This is a genomic window from Solibacillus sp. FSL R7-0682 (genome assembly GCF_038005985.1).
In the GTDB taxonomy this organism is placed as follows: domain Bacteria; phylum Bacillota; class Bacilli; order Bacillales_A; family Planococcaceae; genus Solibacillus.
Genome location: NZ_JBBOUI010000001.1, coordinates 1220222 through 1239988, shown reverse-complemented (window position 1 = coordinate 1239988; position 19767 = coordinate 1220222). Strand labels below are relative to the sequence as shown.

General features: G+C 35.7%; 12 protein-coding genes. 4 read left to right on the top strand and 8 right to left on the bottom strand.

The window, feature by feature from the left end; genetic code table 11:
• Window positions 1-134: 134 nt before the first annotated feature.
• Both MKZ17_RS06245 and MKZ17_RS06240 read left to right on the top strand, forming a co-directional pair.
• Window positions 135-668, top strand: coding sequence for an RNA polymerase sigma factor (locus MKZ17_RS06245; RefSeq protein WP_340722896.1), 534 nt, complete (start codon window positions 135-137; stop codon window positions 666-668).
• Window positions 655-2298, top strand: coding sequence for a DUF4179 domain-containing protein (locus MKZ17_RS06240; protein WP_340722895.1), 1644 nt, complete (start codon window positions 655-657; stop codon window positions 2296-2298). The genes MKZ17_RS06245 and MKZ17_RS06240 overlap by 14 nt, the downstream gene beginning before the upstream one ends.
• A 102-nt stretch (window positions 2299-2400) precedes the next feature.
• Here the strand turns inward: MKZ17_RS06240 and MKZ17_RS06235 are convergent, their stop codons facing one another.
• The 4 genes from MKZ17_RS06235 to kdpA form a co-directional block, all read right to left on the bottom strand.
• Window positions 2401-7506 (bottom strand): NPCBM/NEW2 domain-containing protein, encoded by a 5106-nt coding sequence (locus MKZ17_RS06235; RefSeq protein WP_340722894.1) that lies wholly within the window; start codon window positions 7504-7506, stop codon window positions 2401-2403.
• 399 nt (window positions 7507-7905) lie between these two features.
• On the bottom strand, window positions 7906-8511 hold the full coding sequence (gene kdpC / locus MKZ17_RS06230; RefSeq protein WP_340722893.1) for a potassium-transporting ATPase subunit KdpC: 606 nt from the start codon (window positions 8509-8511) through the stop codon (window positions 7906-7908).
• Window positions 8512-8528: 17 nt separating this feature from the next.
• Window positions 8529-10595: a potassium-transporting ATPase subunit KdpB gene (kdpB, locus tag MKZ17_RS06225; RefSeq protein WP_340722892.1), complete on the bottom strand. Its 2067-nt coding sequence runs from the start codon at window positions 10593-10595 to the stop codon at window positions 8529-8531.
• Window positions 10596-10608: 13 nt separating this feature from the next.
• Window positions 10609-12426: a potassium-transporting ATPase subunit KdpA gene (gene kdpA, locus MKZ17_RS06220; protein ID WP_340722891.1), complete on the bottom strand. Its 1818-nt coding sequence runs from the start codon at window positions 12424-12426 to the stop codon at window positions 10609-10611.
• 327 nt (window positions 12427-12753) lie between these two features.
• On the opposite strand from kdpA, the gene MKZ17_RS06215 reads away from it, so the two are divergent.
• Together MKZ17_RS06215 and MKZ17_RS06210 are read left to right on the top strand one after the other, a co-directional pair.
• Window positions 12754-15447: a sensor histidine kinase KdpD gene (locus tag MKZ17_RS06215; RefSeq protein WP_340722890.1), complete on the top strand. Its 2694-nt coding sequence runs from the start codon at window positions 12754-12756 to the stop codon at window positions 15445-15447.
• On the top strand, window positions 15444-16139 hold the full coding sequence (locus MKZ17_RS06210) for a response regulator transcription factor (protein ID WP_340722889.1): 696 nt from the start codon (window positions 15444-15446) through the stop codon (window positions 16137-16139). Before MKZ17_RS06215 ends, MKZ17_RS06210 begins: the two co-directional genes overlap by 4 nt.
• Window positions 16140-16286: 147 nt before the next feature.
• On the opposite strand, the gene MKZ17_RS06205 is transcribed toward MKZ17_RS06210, so the two are convergent.
• The 4 genes from MKZ17_RS06205 to MKZ17_RS06190 form a co-directional block, all read right to left on the bottom strand.
• Entirely contained in the window at window positions 16287-16619 is a 333-nt protein-coding gene (locus tag MKZ17_RS06205) for a DUF3139 domain-containing protein (protein WP_340722888.1), read from the bottom strand.
• A 120-nt stretch (window positions 16620-16739) separates the two neighbouring features.
• Window positions 16740-17831, bottom strand: coding sequence for a hypothetical protein (locus MKZ17_RS06200; protein WP_340722887.1), 1092 nt, complete (start codon window positions 17829-17831; stop codon window positions 16740-16742).
• Window positions 17824-18378 (bottom strand): sigma-70 family RNA polymerase sigma factor, encoded by a 555-nt coding sequence (locus MKZ17_RS06195; RefSeq protein WP_340722886.1) that lies wholly within the window; start codon window positions 18376-18378, stop codon window positions 17824-17826. Before MKZ17_RS06195 ends, MKZ17_RS06200 begins: the two co-directional genes overlap by 8 nt.
• A 177-nt stretch (window positions 18379-18555) precedes the next feature.
• Window positions 18556-19605: a YkvI family membrane protein gene (locus MKZ17_RS06190; RefSeq protein ID WP_340722885.1), complete on the bottom strand. Its 1050-nt coding sequence runs from the start codon at window positions 19603-19605 to the stop codon at window positions 18556-18558.
• Between the last annotated feature and the right edge of the window lie 162 nt (window positions 19606-19767).

Sequence of the window (19767 nt, the reverse complement as noted above, 5' to 3'; positions counted from 1 at the left end):
TTAGCTTAACTAAGGAATAAATGAAGGGAACTGCCTATCTTTTAGGCGTTCCCTTTTTTCTTGGGATAAAAAATGAACCTTTTCCAAAAGTCATTTGTTTATAATGTATACCGCAAAGAAAGGAGTGTCTCAAATTGACAGAACGAGATTTATTCGATTTATATAACAAAGATGTATACCGTACCTGCTATTACATGCTTCGAAACACCCAAGATGCAGAAGATGTATGCCATGATGTATTTATTACGGTCTTTCGCCAAGATTGGAGAAATGTTGAGCATTTACGCGCATGGCTTATGCGCGTCACGATGAATCATTGCTTAAATCTTATTAAAAAGAATCAGACCCAAAGAGAAAAGCAGAATCAAGTACAACGGTTACACGAACAAATGATTTCCTCGGTGAAATCGTTAGACACCATTTTACTAGAAAAAGCAGAAGCTGCCGAATGGGACGAACTACTTAAGCAACTTCCAGAGAAGTTACTGGCAGTCATCACACTACGCTATATTGGTGAGCTATCATTGACGGAAATTGCAGAAACCTTAAATATTCCTGTAGGCACTGTCAAGTCGAGACTTCATAAGGCATTGAAGATTCTACGCAAAAAAGTTGATTACAAGCATCATTCATTCTTGAAGGGAGAGAATCAATTTGGAACGTTTTGAAAACAAGCTAAAAACCCAAATGAAAGAACCAAATAACATATCGTACCCTGATTTTGATCAGATGTGGCATAGTATTAAGCAAGATGAGCTAAAAAATCCTGATGTTAATCCAACTAAAAATCGTCTTCGAAAACAAAAACGATTTGCTTTAGTAGTAGGACTAGCAGTAGCTTTGATGGTTACACCAGTCTATGCTGCATTAACTTATGACTGGTCCACATTACTTACCCATAGAGCAGGTATTCAATCTGCTTTTGAGCAAGGACTAGGACAAGCAATTGAGCAATCCATTACAAAAGAGGATATAACATTGACCGTACAGACAGCTTTTATGGACGAAAATAGAACCTTCATACTATATAGCTTAAAAGCCGGTGAGTCATGGAACGGGAAGGATATAATCTTTGACCATATCGGGCTTAAAGATCAAAATGGCGAGCTCATTGAAGGTAGATATTCAACCCAGTGGAACGATGAGCTCGGTGTATTTCAAGGTTATTTTGAGACGGACTGGATTGTAAAAGGACAGAAAGCAGATGTTCAGTTTGTAATAGAGAATATTCAATTCATCGATGATAAAAAGCAAACTATTCCTTACAATCCTAAAGATACAAATACCCAAAACTTCACCGTTCAGAAAGATGGAATTGAAAGTGTAAGAATACAAGCTTTTGAACCAACCGAAGATAAAACATTACTTATCTCTTCCATTATGTTGTCTGATACAAAAATGGAGAAAAACAGTTTTGCTCATATCGAAGCTGTAAATGACTTGAATACTATTTTAGAAGTTGAAGCATCTGTATACGGTGGTCCAGGTGAACAAGGTGAATATGTAAACAAGCAAACATTTAAAACTAATGCATTACGTGCAGAGGGGACCCAATTTCAACTAGTCTATAATTATCCATTAGCTACCGCCAAAAATACTTGGAACTTAAATTTAGCTCTATCTAAAAAACAAGTAGAAAATGGATCATTTAAAGACGTGTTAAAGATCGCTGTACCAAACGTACCTAACAAAACTGAAATTAGTGAAATGATTGTGACACCGACCCAAGTCCGCCTTGTACTTCATCATGAAAAGACTTATCCTCGCCTTCCTTATATGGACTATCAACTTGATGTAGGTGGGACTCTATTAAACGGAAACATGTGGGATACAAGAGACCCTAAAAAGACGGAGCTACGTTTTGAACTTGAAGGTATTGATATTACATCTTTAGCTAGACAACCAATTACGTTTATCGCTAATCACCGAGTAGATGAGTATAATGGTCATGACAAGCCAATCAGTTTGACTAATATATCAGCGACACCTCAAAGCTTAACGACTTCTATTAAAGGTTATCCAATCTCATGGAAATATTATATGAAAGATAATAACCTCTATGTAGAATCCGTAAGCCCAGACCGCAAATTTGGTGGGGTTAATCAAACCTTCTATCTAGAAGGTAAGGAAAAAAATTATGGACGACCTACTATTTTTGGTATTTTTGGAGACGAAAATAATCAAAGTATGGATGTATATAAGAATTTTGACAAGAAAAACATCGACATTTACATTTCAAATTATACAATTCATAATCGCGAAGCTGAGTTACGTATTCCACTTAAACCTGGAAATTAAATTCCGAGGTTCCTCCTAAACTTAGAATTACTTCATAGCTAAAAAGCCCAGCTCCTTTTTTTAAAATAGGGAGCTGGGCTTCGGTTATTTTAGTGCTAAGTTTTATTTGTTATTAATCAAATAGCGTAACATGACTGTGTTTTCTTCAATTTTAAAAGAAAGCCCAAGCCAATATAGACCATTGTCTTCGTTTGTAAGATCAATTTTAAACGTTTCTGGATTTTCATCCAATGCATTTACATCTATCGCTTTGACTTCTTTGTTAATCGTGTGGAAATATTCAGCTACATTAGGTTTCACTTTTTTTCCATCTAAACCGATGACTATATTGTCTACATTAACTACTGGACCTTTTACTTCTCCCATTTCAACAAACTGGGGATCAGCATACAATGTCGTTAATTTACTTAATTCTTTTAAGGGAGAGAAGTCAGTTATTTCATTTCCAATCATATTTAATGTCTCTAAATTTTTAGCATTTTCCAAGCCTTCCAAAGATCGTACGCGTTGTGATTCGCTTGTTAAGCTTGTCAGTTTATACATATCACTTAGTGTGATATCCCCTTGTAAGCCTAATGTAGTTTTAATGGCATTGGTCAAATTGGAATCTTTAATCGTAACTACTTGATTTAAATCAATTTCCTCAAGATTTGTTTTCGCGTTTTCTAAGGCTGCTAATGCTCCATCTACTTCTGTTTGTGTCGCCATCTTGTTTGCTAATACTTCTTTCGCTTTTGCTATGGCAGTTTGTAAAGCTTGCACACTAGTCTCCGAATAGTTTTCTGTAATTATTGCTTCCACAGCTACCAATACAGTTTCTAAATCACCTGTATATACTCGATCCGCATTTGCATTATGGAATTTAGCATCTCCCCATGTTGCATGGTCAGAGCCATTTCCATTACCGCCGTCGGTTACGACTAATTTCAATTCCTTTGCTCCCGAAATGTTTACTTCAACGAATTGTTGAGGTACTTTAGATGTCATTAATCCGCTGTCGAACTGCTTTACGCCATCCACGTATACTTGGAACACTACAGATCCTACTGTATTATACATTTGTCGATCCACACCAACATATGAAGTAAAGTAAGCGGCATCTTTATTTGTTGTTAAATCATATACGATTGTCGAATTAGAATGTGCGCCAATCCCTTTTTCATAAACTATTTCGCTGTCATCATTAGCTGTTAATCTTAAACTATTTCCACTCGTTGCTTTATCTTTTTTTGGAGCCGCATAACTGTTCTGTGTGGACATCCAATCAAAATCTGAAAGGTAGCGATAGTCTTCCATGTTTACTACTGCAATTGTTTTCGTTTCTGTTACTGTATTTCCATCACTATCAGTTACCGTATAGAAAAGTTCATACTTACCAGCTTTATTAAAGTTAACTTTTTCAATACCTGTCACTACTACTTGCGAAGTCAAATCACCATCTTCTGCATCTATCGCTGAATATTGACCTTTAATATCAATAGGCTGACCAAGCTTCGTTGCTTCAGAAGTTACCTTAAGCACTGGTACACTAGAGCTTTTTGTCAACTTTGCATCTGCCCACACTGTATGGTCAGCTGTATTTCCGTTCATTCCGGCATCTGTTGTAATTAATTTCACTTCTTTTGCACCAGTTACAGGTACTTTTACAAATTCACTACTTATGTTTGCTCCAAATACATCACTCACAAAGCGATTTTCACCATCTACCCAAACTTCAAATCTTGCAGATGAACTGTTATTTCCTCTCATCGCCTGATCAATACCAATATAACTTTCAAAGAAATCAAAACCTTCGCCCTCAATGTTATAGGTGATTTCGGACCTAGCATGCGCGCCAATTCCTTTCGCGTAAGTTGTTTCAAGTCCTTGACGAATCAGTCCAATTGTTCCACCAGATGGAGATTTATCGATTTTATAACCTCCCCACGCGATATTGGCTACTACAGGTGTTATATCCGATACATATTCAAAATCACTGACTACCGTAACTTGCGTTGTTTTCGTCTCTGTAACACCATTGTTGTTTACCGAATAAACAAGCTCATAGTTCCCTTTTTTTGTTACATCCACATTGGAGTTAATTGTGACTTCTTCTGTAATATCATTTCCTTGATAGTCAACAGCTTTCACAAAATCAATTGGGTTAAATTGTTGGTTTAGTTTAAGTGTCAACTCGTCTTCAATGGAAATTGTAGGCTTAAATGCTTTCACTTCTACGGGTTTTAAGCTATTTAGTTTTTTATCATAGGCAATGACTTCATAAGTATAGTTTTCATTTACATCCAAATTTTTATCGACAAATGTTGAAGTAGAAGTAAACCCTATTAACGTACCGTTGCGAATAATTTCATATCCAAGGATATGTTCTTTATTTGTTGAATCTATCGAAAGTGCTAATGTATTTGTTTCATTTGCTTCGTTACGTTTTATACTCACATCAACAGAAGCATCTTTATTAAAGCCATTTTCTTGATAACCTACTACACTATTATTTAAATACCAGATTTTTTTAGGAGCAGAGTATTGGCTTACCGCTTCTTTTGTTTCTTCATTTACCGTAAACCCATGTCTAGCAAAATAACTACTTAAATCTTGATTTAATACTTCTGAAGAAAATTGAATTAAGTATTGTTGCTTAGAAAGATCACCATTCGGGAGTGATACGGATCTATCACGATAGTATTTATTTAATTCTGACCAATAGCCAGGGTGAGCTAATTCAAGCTGCCAAAAGGCACCTAATCTTTCTTGAAGGGATAAATCACTCATTACCGATTTGTTTTCAGCGATTAAATAACTATACATTTTTTCAAATGGAATTCGGTTATCAATGGAATTATAATCGACAGACATGGCCATCGATACCATATTATTTGTTACTTCACCATATTCCCTTACACCTACAGCCATGCGATGACCAATCTCGTGTGTTAGCCCCCACCCTGGATAAGTTTTACTAAAATCACTGAACATGAATGGAACCGTTCCTCGTTGTATGCCTGTATGGCTGCCTGCGGCATACATTGCACCATATGGCTGCATCAATCGTATATTTTCTCGAATAAGTTTCGGATCATGCACTTCACTACTTACGTCCAGACCAGAGAAGTCAAATAACTTCTTGATCCAGACATCATATCCATTTACTGTAGCCAAAGGATCAAGGTTATTCGTAATATACTGGTTATATGCTTGTGAAGCTGTGCCTGTAAAGATAATTCGATCACTTACTATTTCTACTACATCAATTAACTCACGCTCTTTTACATCAGGATGTGCTGCTTTATCCTCATTTAATCGATTGTTATAGTCGGTTAAAAACGCTTTAAATTCCTCTACATTCGTATCTTTTGTAAATATAGGGAATCTCTCTCCCCCTTCAAAACGAATGATAGGTGCTTTTGTTTGTTGCTCTGGGGTATAAGGATTGACGATATAAATTGGTCCACCTTGGGTAACATTTCCTGTATAGATCGTTGGAACAGTAAATTCATTTTTACCTGGATATAAATTGACAGATTTTGCCCATGCATTCCAGCTACCTTCTTGTTGTGTGAAGACAAGTTGTGGTAAAGGCCCACTTGCATCGGCATCTACATATACTGTAATCTTTTCACCCGCTCTAGCCGAGATACCTGTTGGTTGATTGTTTGTTCCATATGACATTTTTAGCTTCTGTTGAGCATGGCTGACCATATTGCCGTGCTGTTCAGCTTCAATAATTCTTCCTGCTGTCACTAACTCTCCTTTGACAATTTTTTTAGCTTGCTCAAGGCTCTCTTTGTATGTTTCATATAAAGGATGCGATTTTGCTGCTTCTTCGAGTTCATTGATTTGGTTTAATGTACTGTATTCGTCCGCAACTGCACTCATCGTAGCATCTTTAAATAAACTGTTTATTTTATTTTGGATTACATCTTCTTTATAAAAGGCTAATTCAGCTAATGTTGCCCAATTTTGATTTGACTTCTTAAATTTAAACTTCAACCGTTTAAATGTAGTAGGTTCAAATTTTGCCTCTATTAATCCAGCTATCATGCTGTGCTGACCCGTTGATACAAGTTGATATGTATCCCCTTGAGAGGTTTGAGAAGCATAAATTTCAAACTCTTCAGCGAAGCCTTTACGGTCAGATGGTCTCGCTCCATATATAAGGCGTTCTAACGTAACTGCCTCTTTAAATGTTACTTCTACTTCATTCGAGAAAATCGATGTATTCGCTTTGTTCGTTTCCCAATATGTATCTAACTTGCCATCCACAGCGTTCCCAATTACAGCACTACTATAGTGACCTGCATTGTTTGTAATACTTTGGATATTCGAATAGTCCATTCTGTAAAGCGCTGAGTAGTGAGCATTCCCATAATGATTAAACGGCTTCGCAATCGCTTTCGTCACTTCTATTTGCTGTGTATTTAATAAGGCTTTAGCATTTTGAATATCTTCTTTAAATTGTTCATATAAAGGATGCGATTTGACCTCGTTTTCGAACTGATTTAGTTTTTCTACCGTATTATAATTTGCTGACACTTCATTTTTACTACTATCGGTAAATAACGATGCCATTTGATCCCATAGTGCATCTTCTTTATAAAAGCTAAATTCTGCTGCACTTGCCCAATCTTGATTTGCTTTATTAAACACGAACTTTAGACGCTTAAATTGCGTAGGGTTGAATTTTATTTCAATGACATCCCCTACTGATTTTTTATATTCTCCCTCGGCAATAAATGTGAAGTTATCTCCCTCATCAGTCGTAGAGCCGTAAACTTCAAACTCCTGGGCAAAGCCTTTTCCACCTGGTCGTGCTGCGTATACAATACGATTTAATTCAGTTAAATCATTTAAAGTAAACACTACCTCATTCGTAAAGTTTTCACTATTCGGTTTCCCTGTTTCCCAATGAGTCGTTAAATTCTCGTCGATTGCATATGAAAGATAAGAGTTAGAATACCTTCCACCATTATTCTCGATTGCTTTAATATTAGCGTTATCCATTTTAAAAACTTCGTTATAAGCATTTAATAAGTCTTTCCCATACAAACTAAATTTACTAACTACCGTTTTATAGGATATGTCCACTTCTCCTTCTATTGCGGTTTTCGCATCATTTTGATTTGGTAATTCTTCAGCTAGTACATTAAATGGAACGCTTGCGATGTTAATTGCCATTGCTGCTGCAGTTGCAATTGAAAGTACTTTTTTCATATTGTTGCCTCCTAGTGTATAAATATAAATATTTAAAAATTCCGATATTGGAACTTTCAATCAATCGAAAGTTCTTAACCAAAGAGAAGAACGATATTGCTTTTAATCAAAAAAATACAAAAAATCAAATTCTTCAAAAACAATAATATGTTTAGAAAAATATGAAAATCAAGATATATTTTATTAAAAAATCTATTTTTTGGTATAAAAGGCTAATAAGTAGCATTTAAAAATTTTAAAACAATGACTTTTGTCACTCGGTCTTATAAAATCCAAATTACACTTAAGGACCATTATAATTAGTAAAAGAAGGGGGATGTAAATAAAAAAATGTAGTGCTAGAGTGAAATCTAACACTACATTTTATGGGGAGGAATATTTTTAACAACTAGAAAGGATTTATTTTATTATGCCCTCTAGCATTAAATTCACTTTTAATACATTTACTGTTTTTTCCCCAAATAGGCCGAATAATGGGGCTTCTGTACATTCGCGAACTATTCTTTTTACTTCTTCTATCGGTAGGTGATTATGCTCAGCTAGTCTCTCCACTTGATACATAGCAGCTGCAATAGAAATACTTGGATCTAAACCACTACCTGAAGCTGTCACTAAATCAACTGGAACTGGCACCCCAACTTTGTTAGGATGGGCTTCTTGAATAGTAACAATCCGTTTAGCTACCAATGCTTCATATTGATCACTGGCAGGGCTTATATTAGCTGGATATGCATACATTAATGATTTCCCTTCTGAATCTTTATAAGTTGCTGTATCGATTTGCATAATTCGTCCCCACATGTGTGATTGTTCAGTAAACTGTTGACCTAGCAATTCAGAGCCATACATTTTCCCGTCTACTTCAAGTAAACTCCCATTCGCTTTTTCAGGAAATGTTACTTGGGCAAATGCCGTCATCAATAAAGGATAGATACCCCCACATACAATTGTGAACACTAGAAAGATTAAAATTGCTCTCCATAATGTAACTTTTAACAAGCTCATTTTCTCATTACTCCTTTTTAAAAAATAACTAGATCAAGTAAAATATCGATTAACTTAATCATGATAAATGGTGTAACAATACCTCCAAGTCCATAAATAAAAATATTTCTAGTTAATAATTTTTCTGCAGGTAATTCACGGTATTTTACTCCATTAAGTGCTAACGGAATTAATGCAATAATAATTAAAGCATTGTAAATGATTGCTGATAATATTGCGCTTTTTGGACTACTCAATTGCATCAAATTTAACTTATTTAGCTCGGGATATAAATCGATAAATAATGCTGGGATAATCGCGAAATATTTGGCTAAATCATTGGCAATAGAAAATGTCGTTAAGCTACCTCTTGTCATTAGTAATTGCTTCCCTATTCGAACAATTTCAATTAATTTTGTTGGTGAGGAATCAAGATCAACCATATTTCCTGCCTCTTTTGCAGCTTGTGTTCCAGTATTCATTGCAACGGCTACATCTGCTTGTGCAAGCGCTGGGGCATCATTCGTTCCATCACCTGTCATCGCAACTAGATGGCCCTTTTTCTGAAACGCTCTTATCATCTCAAGCTTTGCTTCAGGCGTAGCACCAGCCAAAAAATCATCAACTCCTGCCTCTGCTGCAATTGCCGCTGCAGTTATCGGGTTATCTCCAGTAATCATGATCGTTTTTATGCCCATTTTGCGTAAGTCTGCAAATTTCTCTTGTACACCTTGTTTCACTATATCTTTTAAGTAAATAACACCTAACACTCTAAAATTTTTTGCCACAACTAATGGTGTTCCACCTTTTTCTGCGATTTGCCTCACAGCTTCCTCACATTGTTTACTATACGTTCCTCCTTGTTGTTGTATATAAGTTTTAATAACTTCAGCTGCACCTTTTCGAATTTCATTACCTGCAAAATCAACTCCACTCATGCGCGTTTTCGCACTGAAAGGAATAAAATGCAATGGTTGTTCCTTCATTGATCGTCCACGGATTCCGAATGCCTCTTTTGCCAGTATTACAATGCTACGTCCCTCAGGTGTTTCATCTGCCAGCGACGATAACTGAGCAGCATCGGCTAATTCCTCAACTGTGACACCATCAACTGGAACAAAAGCTGTTGCTTGACGGTTACCAATTGTAATTGTTCCTGTTTTATCCAGCATTAATATATCGACATCACCTGCTGCTTCTATCGCACGTCCACTCATTGCAAGAACATTTGCTTGATTAAGTCTACTCATTCCTGCAATACCAATTGCTGAAAGCAATGCCCCAATCGTTGTTGGTGCTAAACATACAAGTAATGCAACAAGTGTTGTGACCGAAATTGGATTCCTTTCTCCTACTAAATTGGCTGAAAAGGAAGTAAATGTATACAACGACAGCGTTACTAAAATAAAAATTATGGATAATGCGACAAGGAATATTTGAAGCGCTAATTCATTCGGTGTCTTTTTACGTGCTGCCCCTTCAACCATGGCAATCATTTTATCTAAAAAACTCTCTCCTGGAATACTAGACACTTTAATAATAAGTGCATCTGAAATAACGACTGTACCGCCTGTTACTGCACTACGGTCACCACCACTTTCTCGTATAACAGGAGCAGATTCACCGGTTATCGTACTTTCATCGACTGAAGCAGCACCTTCTATAACCTCACCATCAGCCGGTATTAGTTCCCCTGCTCGCACTAGCACAAGATCACCTTTTTGCAAGATGGCAGAGGAAACAACTTCGATATTATCTAAATCTTCAATACTTATTAATTTGTTTGCTGCTACATCTTTTTTGGCAGCTCTTAGAGTATCGGCTTGTGCTTTCCCTTTTCCTTCAGCGATTGCTTCGGCAAAGTTAGCAAAAAGTACGGTAAACCATAAGATGACTGCAATCGTTAGCGTGTAACTTGAAGAGGCATCCTTTATACCAAATAAGGATATAATCCATAATATTGACGTTAAAATTGCACTAATATATACGAGTAACATTACTGGATTTTTTGATTGATCTATCGGACTAAATTTTAAAATAGAATCTTTTAATGCTCTTGAAAGTAAACGTTTATTTAATAATATATTTTTCGTTTCTGTCGTCATTTTCAATTTCCTCCTAACGTAACATGATCATATATTCTGCAATTGGACCAAGTGCAATCGCTGGTAGAAAGCTTAAGGCCCCAATCAACAGTATGACGAACGTTAATATAAAGATGAATAACCCACTGTTCGTTGATAACGTACCTACAGTTGCCGCCATTTTCTTTTTTTGAACTAGGTTACCTGCAATCGCTAATGCACAAAGAATGGGAACAAAACGAGCAAATACCATCGATAAACCTAAGATTACATTTATAAAAGGTGTGTTTGCTACAAATCCTGCAAAGGCAGATCCATTATTTGCACCTGCAGACGTAAAAGCATATAGAAACTCTGAAAACCCGTGCGGACCTAAGTCATTTAAACTATTTGCAATCGTTGGAACTAGAGCTGCAATGCCACCGCTTACTAAAATAGCCATTGGTGTTGCTAAACAGCAAAGCACCGCCCATTTCATCTCATAAGGTTCAATTTTTTTCCCTAAATATTCCGGTGTACGTCCAACCATTAGCCCTGCTATAAATACCGTTAAAATCACAAACGATAACATGCCATATAGCCCGCTACCAACACCACCAAAAACAACTTCACCTAGTTGCATTAATACCATTGGAATCATGCCTCCAAGTGGCGTATAACTATCTAGCATTGAATTCACCGAACCATTTGAGGCCGCTGTTGTATATGCCGTCCAAATTACAGATGACGCAATACCAAACCGCGCTTCCTTCCCTTCCATATTGCCCCCAGCTTGCTCACCTATTGATAAATCAACCAATCCATCTTGCGCAAGTTGCGGCGTAGCCATATGCTCTGCTACCGCTAAACCAAAAACTGCTAATACAAGGATCATAAACATCGCAGTAAATATCGCATAGCCTTGTTTTTTATCCTTTATAATGAAGCCAAAAGTGAAACACAATGAGACAGGAATTATTAATATGGCAAGCAACTCGAGTAAATTAGAAAGTGCTGTTGGATTTTCCAGTGGGTGTGCTGAGTTTACGCCAAAGAAGCCTCCGCCGTTTGTGCCTAATTGTTTAATTGCAATTTGACTCGCGGCTGTTCCCATTGGAACAAACTGCTCTGTTATAATTTGGGCATCCTTTACGACCTCCCCGTTTACAATGACTTCATCTGTTGCAATATGAATTGTAGCTCCCTCAATTAGCGTACCGTCTTCATGAATTGCAATTGGTTCAAGTAATTGCACCGATTCAGCTGACTTCAAATTTTGAACAACACCTTGTGAAACGAGAACGATTGATATGACGAAGCTTAGTGGTAAAAGAATGTATAAATTCACTCTCGTTATATCAACCCAAAAGCTACCAAGACTATTGCCTTTCACTCGCATTAACCCTCTAATAAGTGCAAATAATACAGCAATTCCTGTCGCTGCTGAGACAAAGTTTTGAACTGTTAACCCAATCATCTGCACTAAATAGGAAGCTTGTGCTTCACCCGTATAAGCTTGCCAGTTTGTATTTGTGATGAAACTTATTGCTGTATTAAACGATAAATGCCAGCTCATATTCGGAACACCTTGAGGATTTCCAATTAAAACTCCCTGTAATAACTGTAAAATGAAGAGAAATAAAAAGCCTATCCCACTAAAGAGTAATACGGAGACGAAATATTTTTTCCAATCCATTTCATCAATAGGCTTTATTTTTAATAAACTATAGATGCTTTTTTCTATTGGATGAAGGATTGTTGAAAGGATAACGCGATCTCCGTTCATCACTTTTCCAATGTATTTACCAAGTGGAATTGCAAGTAGTACTAGAATAATTAAATACAAGGCGTATTGAAGTATTAAATTCATCATGCTCGGTCCCCCCTTAGCAAAATTACAATATAGTAAAACAGTAAAATGACTGCTAATATTCCAATTGTACTAATAATAAATTGCATGCTCATTCCCCCTCTAACACAACAATACAAAATTCAAAATTAATATAGTGTTAGGAAGACAATGAATAAAATAAAGATTGTATTAAGATGGAGAATTTGAATGAAAGCATCATTGTGAAAGGAGACACGTAGAGGAAAATCTTTATACAATCTTAATGTCTGATAGGTATATACTTATTCTGCGTTAACATCTACAACGCTATACTATTGTAAAAACTAGAATGATAAATGAGGGATGAGGATGAATTTCGAGCGAGAAAACCCTGATACAATTCTGAAACGGATCTTCACCATTAAAAAAGAGCAACACCAGGGACAGTTAAAAATCTTTTTTGGTTATGCAGCTGGTGTCGGTAAAACCTATGCAATGCTAAAAGCAGCCCATGAGATGAAGTGTCATGGAATAGATGTTGTGATTGGTTATATCGAACCACACGCAAGACCAGAAACAACCGCATTAATAGAGGGACTAGAGCAATTACCGACACATGTTATTGAACATAAAGGGATAACGCTTCAGGAGTTTGATTTAGATGCTGCATTAACAAGAAAACCCCAACTACTATTAGTAGATGAACTTGCCCATACCAATTCTGTAGAGGCGAGGCATGTTAAACGTTATCAAGATATTCAGGAGCTTTTAAAGGCGGGTATAGATGTCTATACAACTGTGAATGTTCAACATATTGAAAGCTTAAAAGATTTAGTTGCTTCCATTACAGGCGTCATTGTACGGGAACGAATTCCTGATTATTTTTTTGATGAAGCCAATCAAGTGACATTAGTTGATATTGAGCCAATAGACCTTTTAGAAAGGTTAAATGAAGGAAAAATCTATCAGCAGCTGCAAGCGGAAAAAGCGGTTCTAAACTTCTTTCAGTTAGAAAATTTAGTTGCGTTGCGCGAACTTGCTTTAAGACGTACAGCTGACCGTGTCCATTATGTTGCGGAAAAAACTAAATCAAAGATAAAAGATCAGTTGAATGCGGGAGAACATATTTTAGTATGCTTATCGTCCTCTCCTTCCAACGAGAAAATTATTCGAAACGCTGCACGTATGGCCAATGCTTTTAAAGGACATTTCACAGCCTTATTTGTTGAAACGCCTTCTTTTTCCAACTGGACCGAAAACAATAAGGCAAGATTACGAAAAAATATGCGCTTAGCCGAACAGCTCGGTGCAACAATTGAAAAAGTTCACGGTACAGACGTAGCCTTCCAAATTTCTGAATTCGCACGATATACAAGTGTCACAAAAGTTGTCATTGGTCGTTCCAATACACAACGCACTTTTCTTCATATAAAAAAATCATTTACAGAGCAGCTCACACTGTTAGCTCCGAATTTAGATATATATGTTATCCCAGATCAACAAACTAAACCTTATAAAGCAAAAAAAGAAGCAAAAGTAAAATTTTCTTTCGCACTCGTTGATTTAGTCAAAATGGGTGTCATTTTAGCTCTCACAACAATTGTAGGTTTTTTATTTCAAGAGCTTGAATTTAGTGATACAAACATCATTAATATGTATATACTAGGCGTCCTAATAACGGCTATTTTAATTGCAAACCGGTTAATTAGTATATTAATGGCTGCACTAAGTGTCATTGCCTTTAATTTCTTTTTTACCGACCCAATGTATTCCCTTACCGCAAGAGAATCAAGTTATCAAGTTACATTTGTTATTATGTTTATCACAGCATTTTCAATCGGTACGTTAGCAAGTAAACTTCGAAGACAGGCGCAAGTTTCCGCTGAAACAGCTTACCGAACAAAAATATTACTAGAAACAAACCAGTTACTTCAGCAGGCAACTAGTTCTGTGGCCATTTTAAATACAACTGCTAAACAATTAGCTAAACTATTAAATCGTCAAATCGTCTATTATCCAACAATTGAAAACGAGTTAGTACAACCAAATATTGTTCTAAATAAAGAAACTTATTGTGATACCACTGAACTACTCACAGAAAGAGAATTAGCCGTTGCAACTTGGGTATTTAAAAACAATAAACACGCCGGAGCATCAACAAATACTTTAAGCAGTGCCAAATGCTTATATTTAGCAGTTCGTACTAACTTAAATGTATATGGTGTTATAGGGATACCATTAAATCAATCGGAAACACTTGATACATTTGAAAATAATTTAGTATTATCTATCCTTGGTGAATGCGCCTTAGCGCTTGAAAGGGAATATTTTATTCGAATGCGAGAAGAGGCTGTTTCCCAAGCAAAAAATGAACAACTACGAGCAAATTTATTGCGAGCTATATCCCATGACCTGCGTACACCTTTAACGACCATTTCAGGCAATGCTAATATATTACTTAGTAGTAGTAATCACATTGATGAAAATACAAAAATTCGTTTATATGAGGATATTTATGATGATGCAAAATGGCTTATTAATTTAGTAGAAAACTTACTTTCTATTACACGGATCGAAGAAGGCACGATGCAAATTAATATGAAAGCTGAGCTGATTGAAGAAGTAATCGAAGAAGCGCTCAAGCATATTAATCGCAAACGTATTGAACATATTATTAAGGTTGAAGAATCTGAAAATCTCATCATGGCAAAACTTGATTCTCGTTTAATCATTCAAGTTCTTATTAATTTAATTGATAATGCGATCAAGTATACACCTATTGGTTCGGAAATCGTTATTTCCACAAATAAGATAGATAATTGGATTGTCGTTGAAGTAGCGGATAATGGAAATGGGATTGATACGGTTGCAAAAGAGAGGCTCTTTGAAATGTTTTATACGGTAAATCAAGGTATAGCAGATAGTCGAAGAGGTATGGGGATTGGTTTAGCTTTATGTAAATCAATTATTCAAGCACATGGCGGGACGTTAACTGTCCATGATCGGAGTCCATCAGGTACGATTTTTCGTTTTACATTACAAACACAGGAGGTTGACTTATGAGTAAGCCATTTATTTTAATTGTAGAAGATGATGAAGCGATACAACGTTTAATTACGACAACACTAGAAACACAAAACTATCGCTTCCTAACTGCAAGTAATGGTAGTCAGGCAATACTAGAAGCTGTCTCTCACAACCCTGATATCGTCATTTTAGATTTAGGATTACCTGATATGGATGGCGTTGAAATTATTAAAAAGATTCGATCCTGGTCTACCATGCCGATTATTGTAGTAAGTGCACGGAGCATGGACCAAGATAAGATTGATGCGCTCGATGCAGGAGCTGATGATTACTTAACGAAGCCCTTTTCTGTCGAAGAACTTCTCGCACGTTTACGTGTCGCGATTCGGAGAATTCATTATCATCACACAGATAGTGCCCAACAAAATTTACATTTTGCAAATGGGGATCTATCGATTGATTATGCGGCGGGCTGTGCTTTCCTAAAAGGGACTGAACTTCATTTAACACCCATAGAATATAAATTACTTGTTCTCTTATCCAAAAATATTGGAAAGGTATTAACCCATAACTACATTACAAAAGAAATTTGGGGAAGTACTTGGGAGAACGATGTCGCATCATTACGAGTATTTATGGCTACATTGCGAAAAAAGATTGAAAGTGAGAGTCAACAAAAATATATTCAAACACATATTGGCGTTGGTTATAGAATGATAAAAAATTAGCCCCTACATCCATAGTTCACTATCGAAACGATTAAGATTCCAAATCATGCCTTAGCCAGCAGACATTAATCACTTAATGTTTGCTGGTTTAATTATGCACCTGTTACTAGTCTAAAAGGCCATCCCAACCAAGTTCAAACCTTCCTATTAATCTGATTCATAGTTTATTAATTCATCAATTGACACTGATGTACCATTAATCGATCTAAATTCAAATTGGCCAACTTTGCTATGGGCAAAATAAGTATATTCGATATTCGGTTCATCTTTAAAAATAACGACTACATAAAAGGCCGGGAGCTTTTTCCCCCATACACCTTCAATTGTTTTAATTTCTTCTTTTTTATAACCCTTTTCTTCAATAAGATATTGTGACACTTTGTTAGCATAGATTATTTTGTTACTTTGTACATAAATAATAGGTATAACTAAAATCACAGCGATAATTCCTAATAAATACTTTTTCTTTTTTATATTCACCACTCCAATATGTAAATGGTTTTTAAAAGATTTACCTTTTGTCACCATCATACAATAAAATGGGAATAATATACAAAAAACTCAAGGAAAGCTAAGCGTTCCCTGAGTTGTTATCAGTAGCTAAAATTTATCAAGTGTTTCTTTTTTATTATAGCCTTCTAAGTTGGGAACAAATTTTCTTAGATCAACCGGCACATTAATCTCTAATTTTTCAGGGTGGAGATAACTAATAAGTTGACCTCCCACATCATACGTTTCGTATTTAATTAAGATTCCTGTATCTTTATCTACCCAAAAGCGGAATGTATCCGTTGTTTCTTTCAATTTTGTTTTAGTAATTACTTTCTCATCCATTTTTCCATTTAAAACAATGGTATTATGACCTAATAATTTTTCGTTTTGTTTTTCAATTTCCCAAAGTTGCATATTTTTTAAATAACTTGCTGCAAACTCATAGGGAAATAAAGACATACCCGAAGCTCCAATTGGTGGTCTCTCCCTGAAAATCTCATTATTTTCATAGATTTTTTTAAATTTGAAATCAGCTATCTTCTCTGGTGTGGTCATTTCTTTAGCAGGTTGAGGTTCATAGCTATTAACATGATATGTTTTATTTTCACTATCTATATACCAGATTTTTTCATGATTATAAACATATTCTTGAATTCTTTCCTCAGAACCCATCACCTTTTCATCAAATAAATCTGTAATTTTTTCGATGCCACCAATTTTATTTTTTATACTTAATGTATATTCAACAATGGTTGTACTAACGGAATCATCATAATAGGTTACATGCTCTTCAAATTTCCCGGTTGCAGTGTGAAAATAATCCACTGAATTTAATAACTTTCGTACTACATCTTCTTTTGTCATGTTTTCAAACGATTCCTCTTGTATAGGAGGTGTATAAAGAGGACTTTCATTTATCGGTTCTTGCGGGTCCCCTTCGTAATTATCTGTACTTGCCAACTGTTTTTCTTGTGGAAAGATTTCCAACTCAGTAATGAAGTAATAAGTTCCCCCTATAAATAATAGACCAGTTAAACTAATCGGTAAAAGATTAGTGAAAATAGACTTTAGACTGAATCGATTGCTCCTCCGCTTGGATAAGCTTTTCCTAACATAGTCTTTATTTTTTTCATTAAAATCAATATCCTTCATCACGGTTTTATTTAAGTGATTTGCGATATTTTTAAATAAATCATCCATTCAGTTTGCTCCCTTCCAATGCCTTTTTTAATAGTTGCCTAGCCTTATGTAAGCGGGACTTAATTGTTTGTATACTCAAATTTAATAAACCCGATATTTCGTTGTATGACATTTCTTCGTAATAATAAAAGATTATTATTTCTCGATATTTCACTGGTAACGAAAGAATTTTTTTAGAAATTAAGCGTTTGTCCTCAAGGTACAATACTTCTATTTCAGGAGTTTTTTCTGTGCTTTTTGATGTCGAAAAAAATTCAGCTAGGACAATATTTTTGAATGACCAACTCCTTAACTTGTCCTTACAAAGATTTACAGTAATACGATAAAGCCATGTTTTATACGTAGATTCGTGTCTAAAATTGTCTAAGTGCTCGAAGCATCTAATAAAAACCTCTTGAGCAATATCTTCAGAAAGTTCCTTTTGCCTCGTATATGTAAATGCTAATCTAGTAATTTTTTGCCCATATTCATTCATTAGCCATTCAAGCTTCTCCTCTTTACTCCTATCTAGGTTAATTTCTACTTGTTTGCTCTCTCGTTCTATCATTCTCCACACCCTTTCAAACTTATTAGACGGAGCTAATAAGTTTTGGTTGTAAAAAACTTACGTACCTATTTGATTCCCCAAAAAAAGCGTATCAAATCCTTTAGAATTTGATACGCTTATGATTTTGATGAAAGGAAAAAAATAATTTTTACTAGCCAGTCCTATTTTAAATTTAATTTAAGCAACTTTAGTATTCCGTAGCCATGAAAACAAAACCGCAATAATTAAAACGATTCCTAAATAACCCATAATCGCATACATGTTGGTGATTAACGTTGTAAAACCAATGAGACTAATTGCAAAAGCGACTAAACATAGCAGCATGACTACTAATTTAAATGATAACCCATCTGGCTTCACAAATCTTACTGCGAGAATATAAAGTGTTCCGACAGCTGTACTATAAATCATCCCTAACAAAATAATTGCCATCATCATACCAACTATTGGATGAATCTGTTCTGCTAGCTTAAGAGTTGGCATTTCAACACCACTCACTACATCCATTTTTGCAAAAAGGGCCGCGTTTATTAAAAAAATTAATAAACCAAGAATGATTCCACCTAATATCCCACCACGCCTAGCTACCTTTCGATCCTTTGTCGTCCCCCCCATGACAATAAGCATCGCTGCCCCTGCTGCAATGTTATAGGAAACATACAATACTGCACCTGATAGCCAATGAGAAGTTGCGGAAGGCTGATTTTTTGCCATTACATTTAGCTCACTAATGGAATAATCCATTGTAAATAATGAATAAACTAAAAGTAATAAGATTACCCCCATTAAATAGGGCATTATTATCGCAAGAATGTTAATAATACGATCTGCATTCAACAAAAGAGTAAAAATCACAGCTAATGTCATAAGCATACTTCCTACGGAAGGCTCGATTCTGTACATTTGATTAAATGTTGATCCAGCGCCAGCTAACATCACAATCCCAATACCAAATAACACAAATGAAATTAACAAATCGAGCACTGGACCAAAAAACCGGCCACCAATATAATGAATCCCCTCCTTATGGGAGGTAGTCTGCAAATCAGTGCCAATCTGAGCAAGGGTCATCCCTAGAACAGCAAATATAATTGTTGCTACAATACAGCCAACTAAGCTTACCAAGCCAAAGCTTGTAAAATACTGCAAGATTTCTTGTCCAGATGCAAAGCCTGCACCAACTACTAAACTGACAAATGTACCAGCAATTTGTATACTTTTTTTCAATGCGCACCTTCTTTACCGTACTTATCATCATTCCTACTGTATGAACTTGTAGGGGGAATCATGCTTTAACAGAAAGGACAAGCACAGTGTGGCTTCTTGTAATTGACTAAGTGGATCGCTTTTTCTAATTAAAAGCACTAAACCCCTTTTAGATCAGACTTC

What these genes read in the sequence shown, in the direction of transcription:
- MKZ17_RS06235 (WP_340722894.1), bottom strand. Translation starts at nt 7,506, where the DNA reads ATGAAAAAAGTACTTTCAATTGCAACTGCAGCAGCAATGGCAATTAAC.
- kdpC (WP_340722893.1), bottom strand. Translation starts at nt 8,511, where the DNA reads ATGAGCTTGTTAAAAGTTACATTATGGAGAGCAATTTTAATCTTTCTA.
- kdpB (WP_340722892.1), bottom strand. Translation starts at nt 10,595, where the DNA reads ATGACGACAGAAACGAAAAATATATTATTAAATAAACGTTTACTTTCA.
- kdpA (WP_340722891.1), bottom strand. Translation starts at nt 12,426, where the DNA reads ATGATGAATTTAATACTTCAATACGCCTTGTATTTAATTATTCTAGTA.
- MKZ17_RS06215 (WP_340722890.1), top strand. Translation starts at nt 12,754, where the DNA reads ATGAATTTCGAGCGAGAAAACCCTGATACAATTCTGAAACGGATCTTC.
- MKZ17_RS06210 (WP_340722889.1), top strand. Translation starts at nt 15,444, where the DNA reads ATGAGTAAGCCATTTATTTTAATTGTAGAAGATGATGAAGCGATACAA.
- MKZ17_RS06200 (WP_340722887.1), bottom strand. Translation starts at nt 17,831, where the DNA reads ATGGATGATTTATTTAAAAATATCGCAAATCACTTAAATAAAACCGTG.
- MKZ17_RS06195 (WP_340722886.1), bottom strand. Translation starts at nt 18,378, where the DNA reads ATGATAGAACGAGAGAGCAAACAAGTAGAAATTAACCTAGATAGGAGT.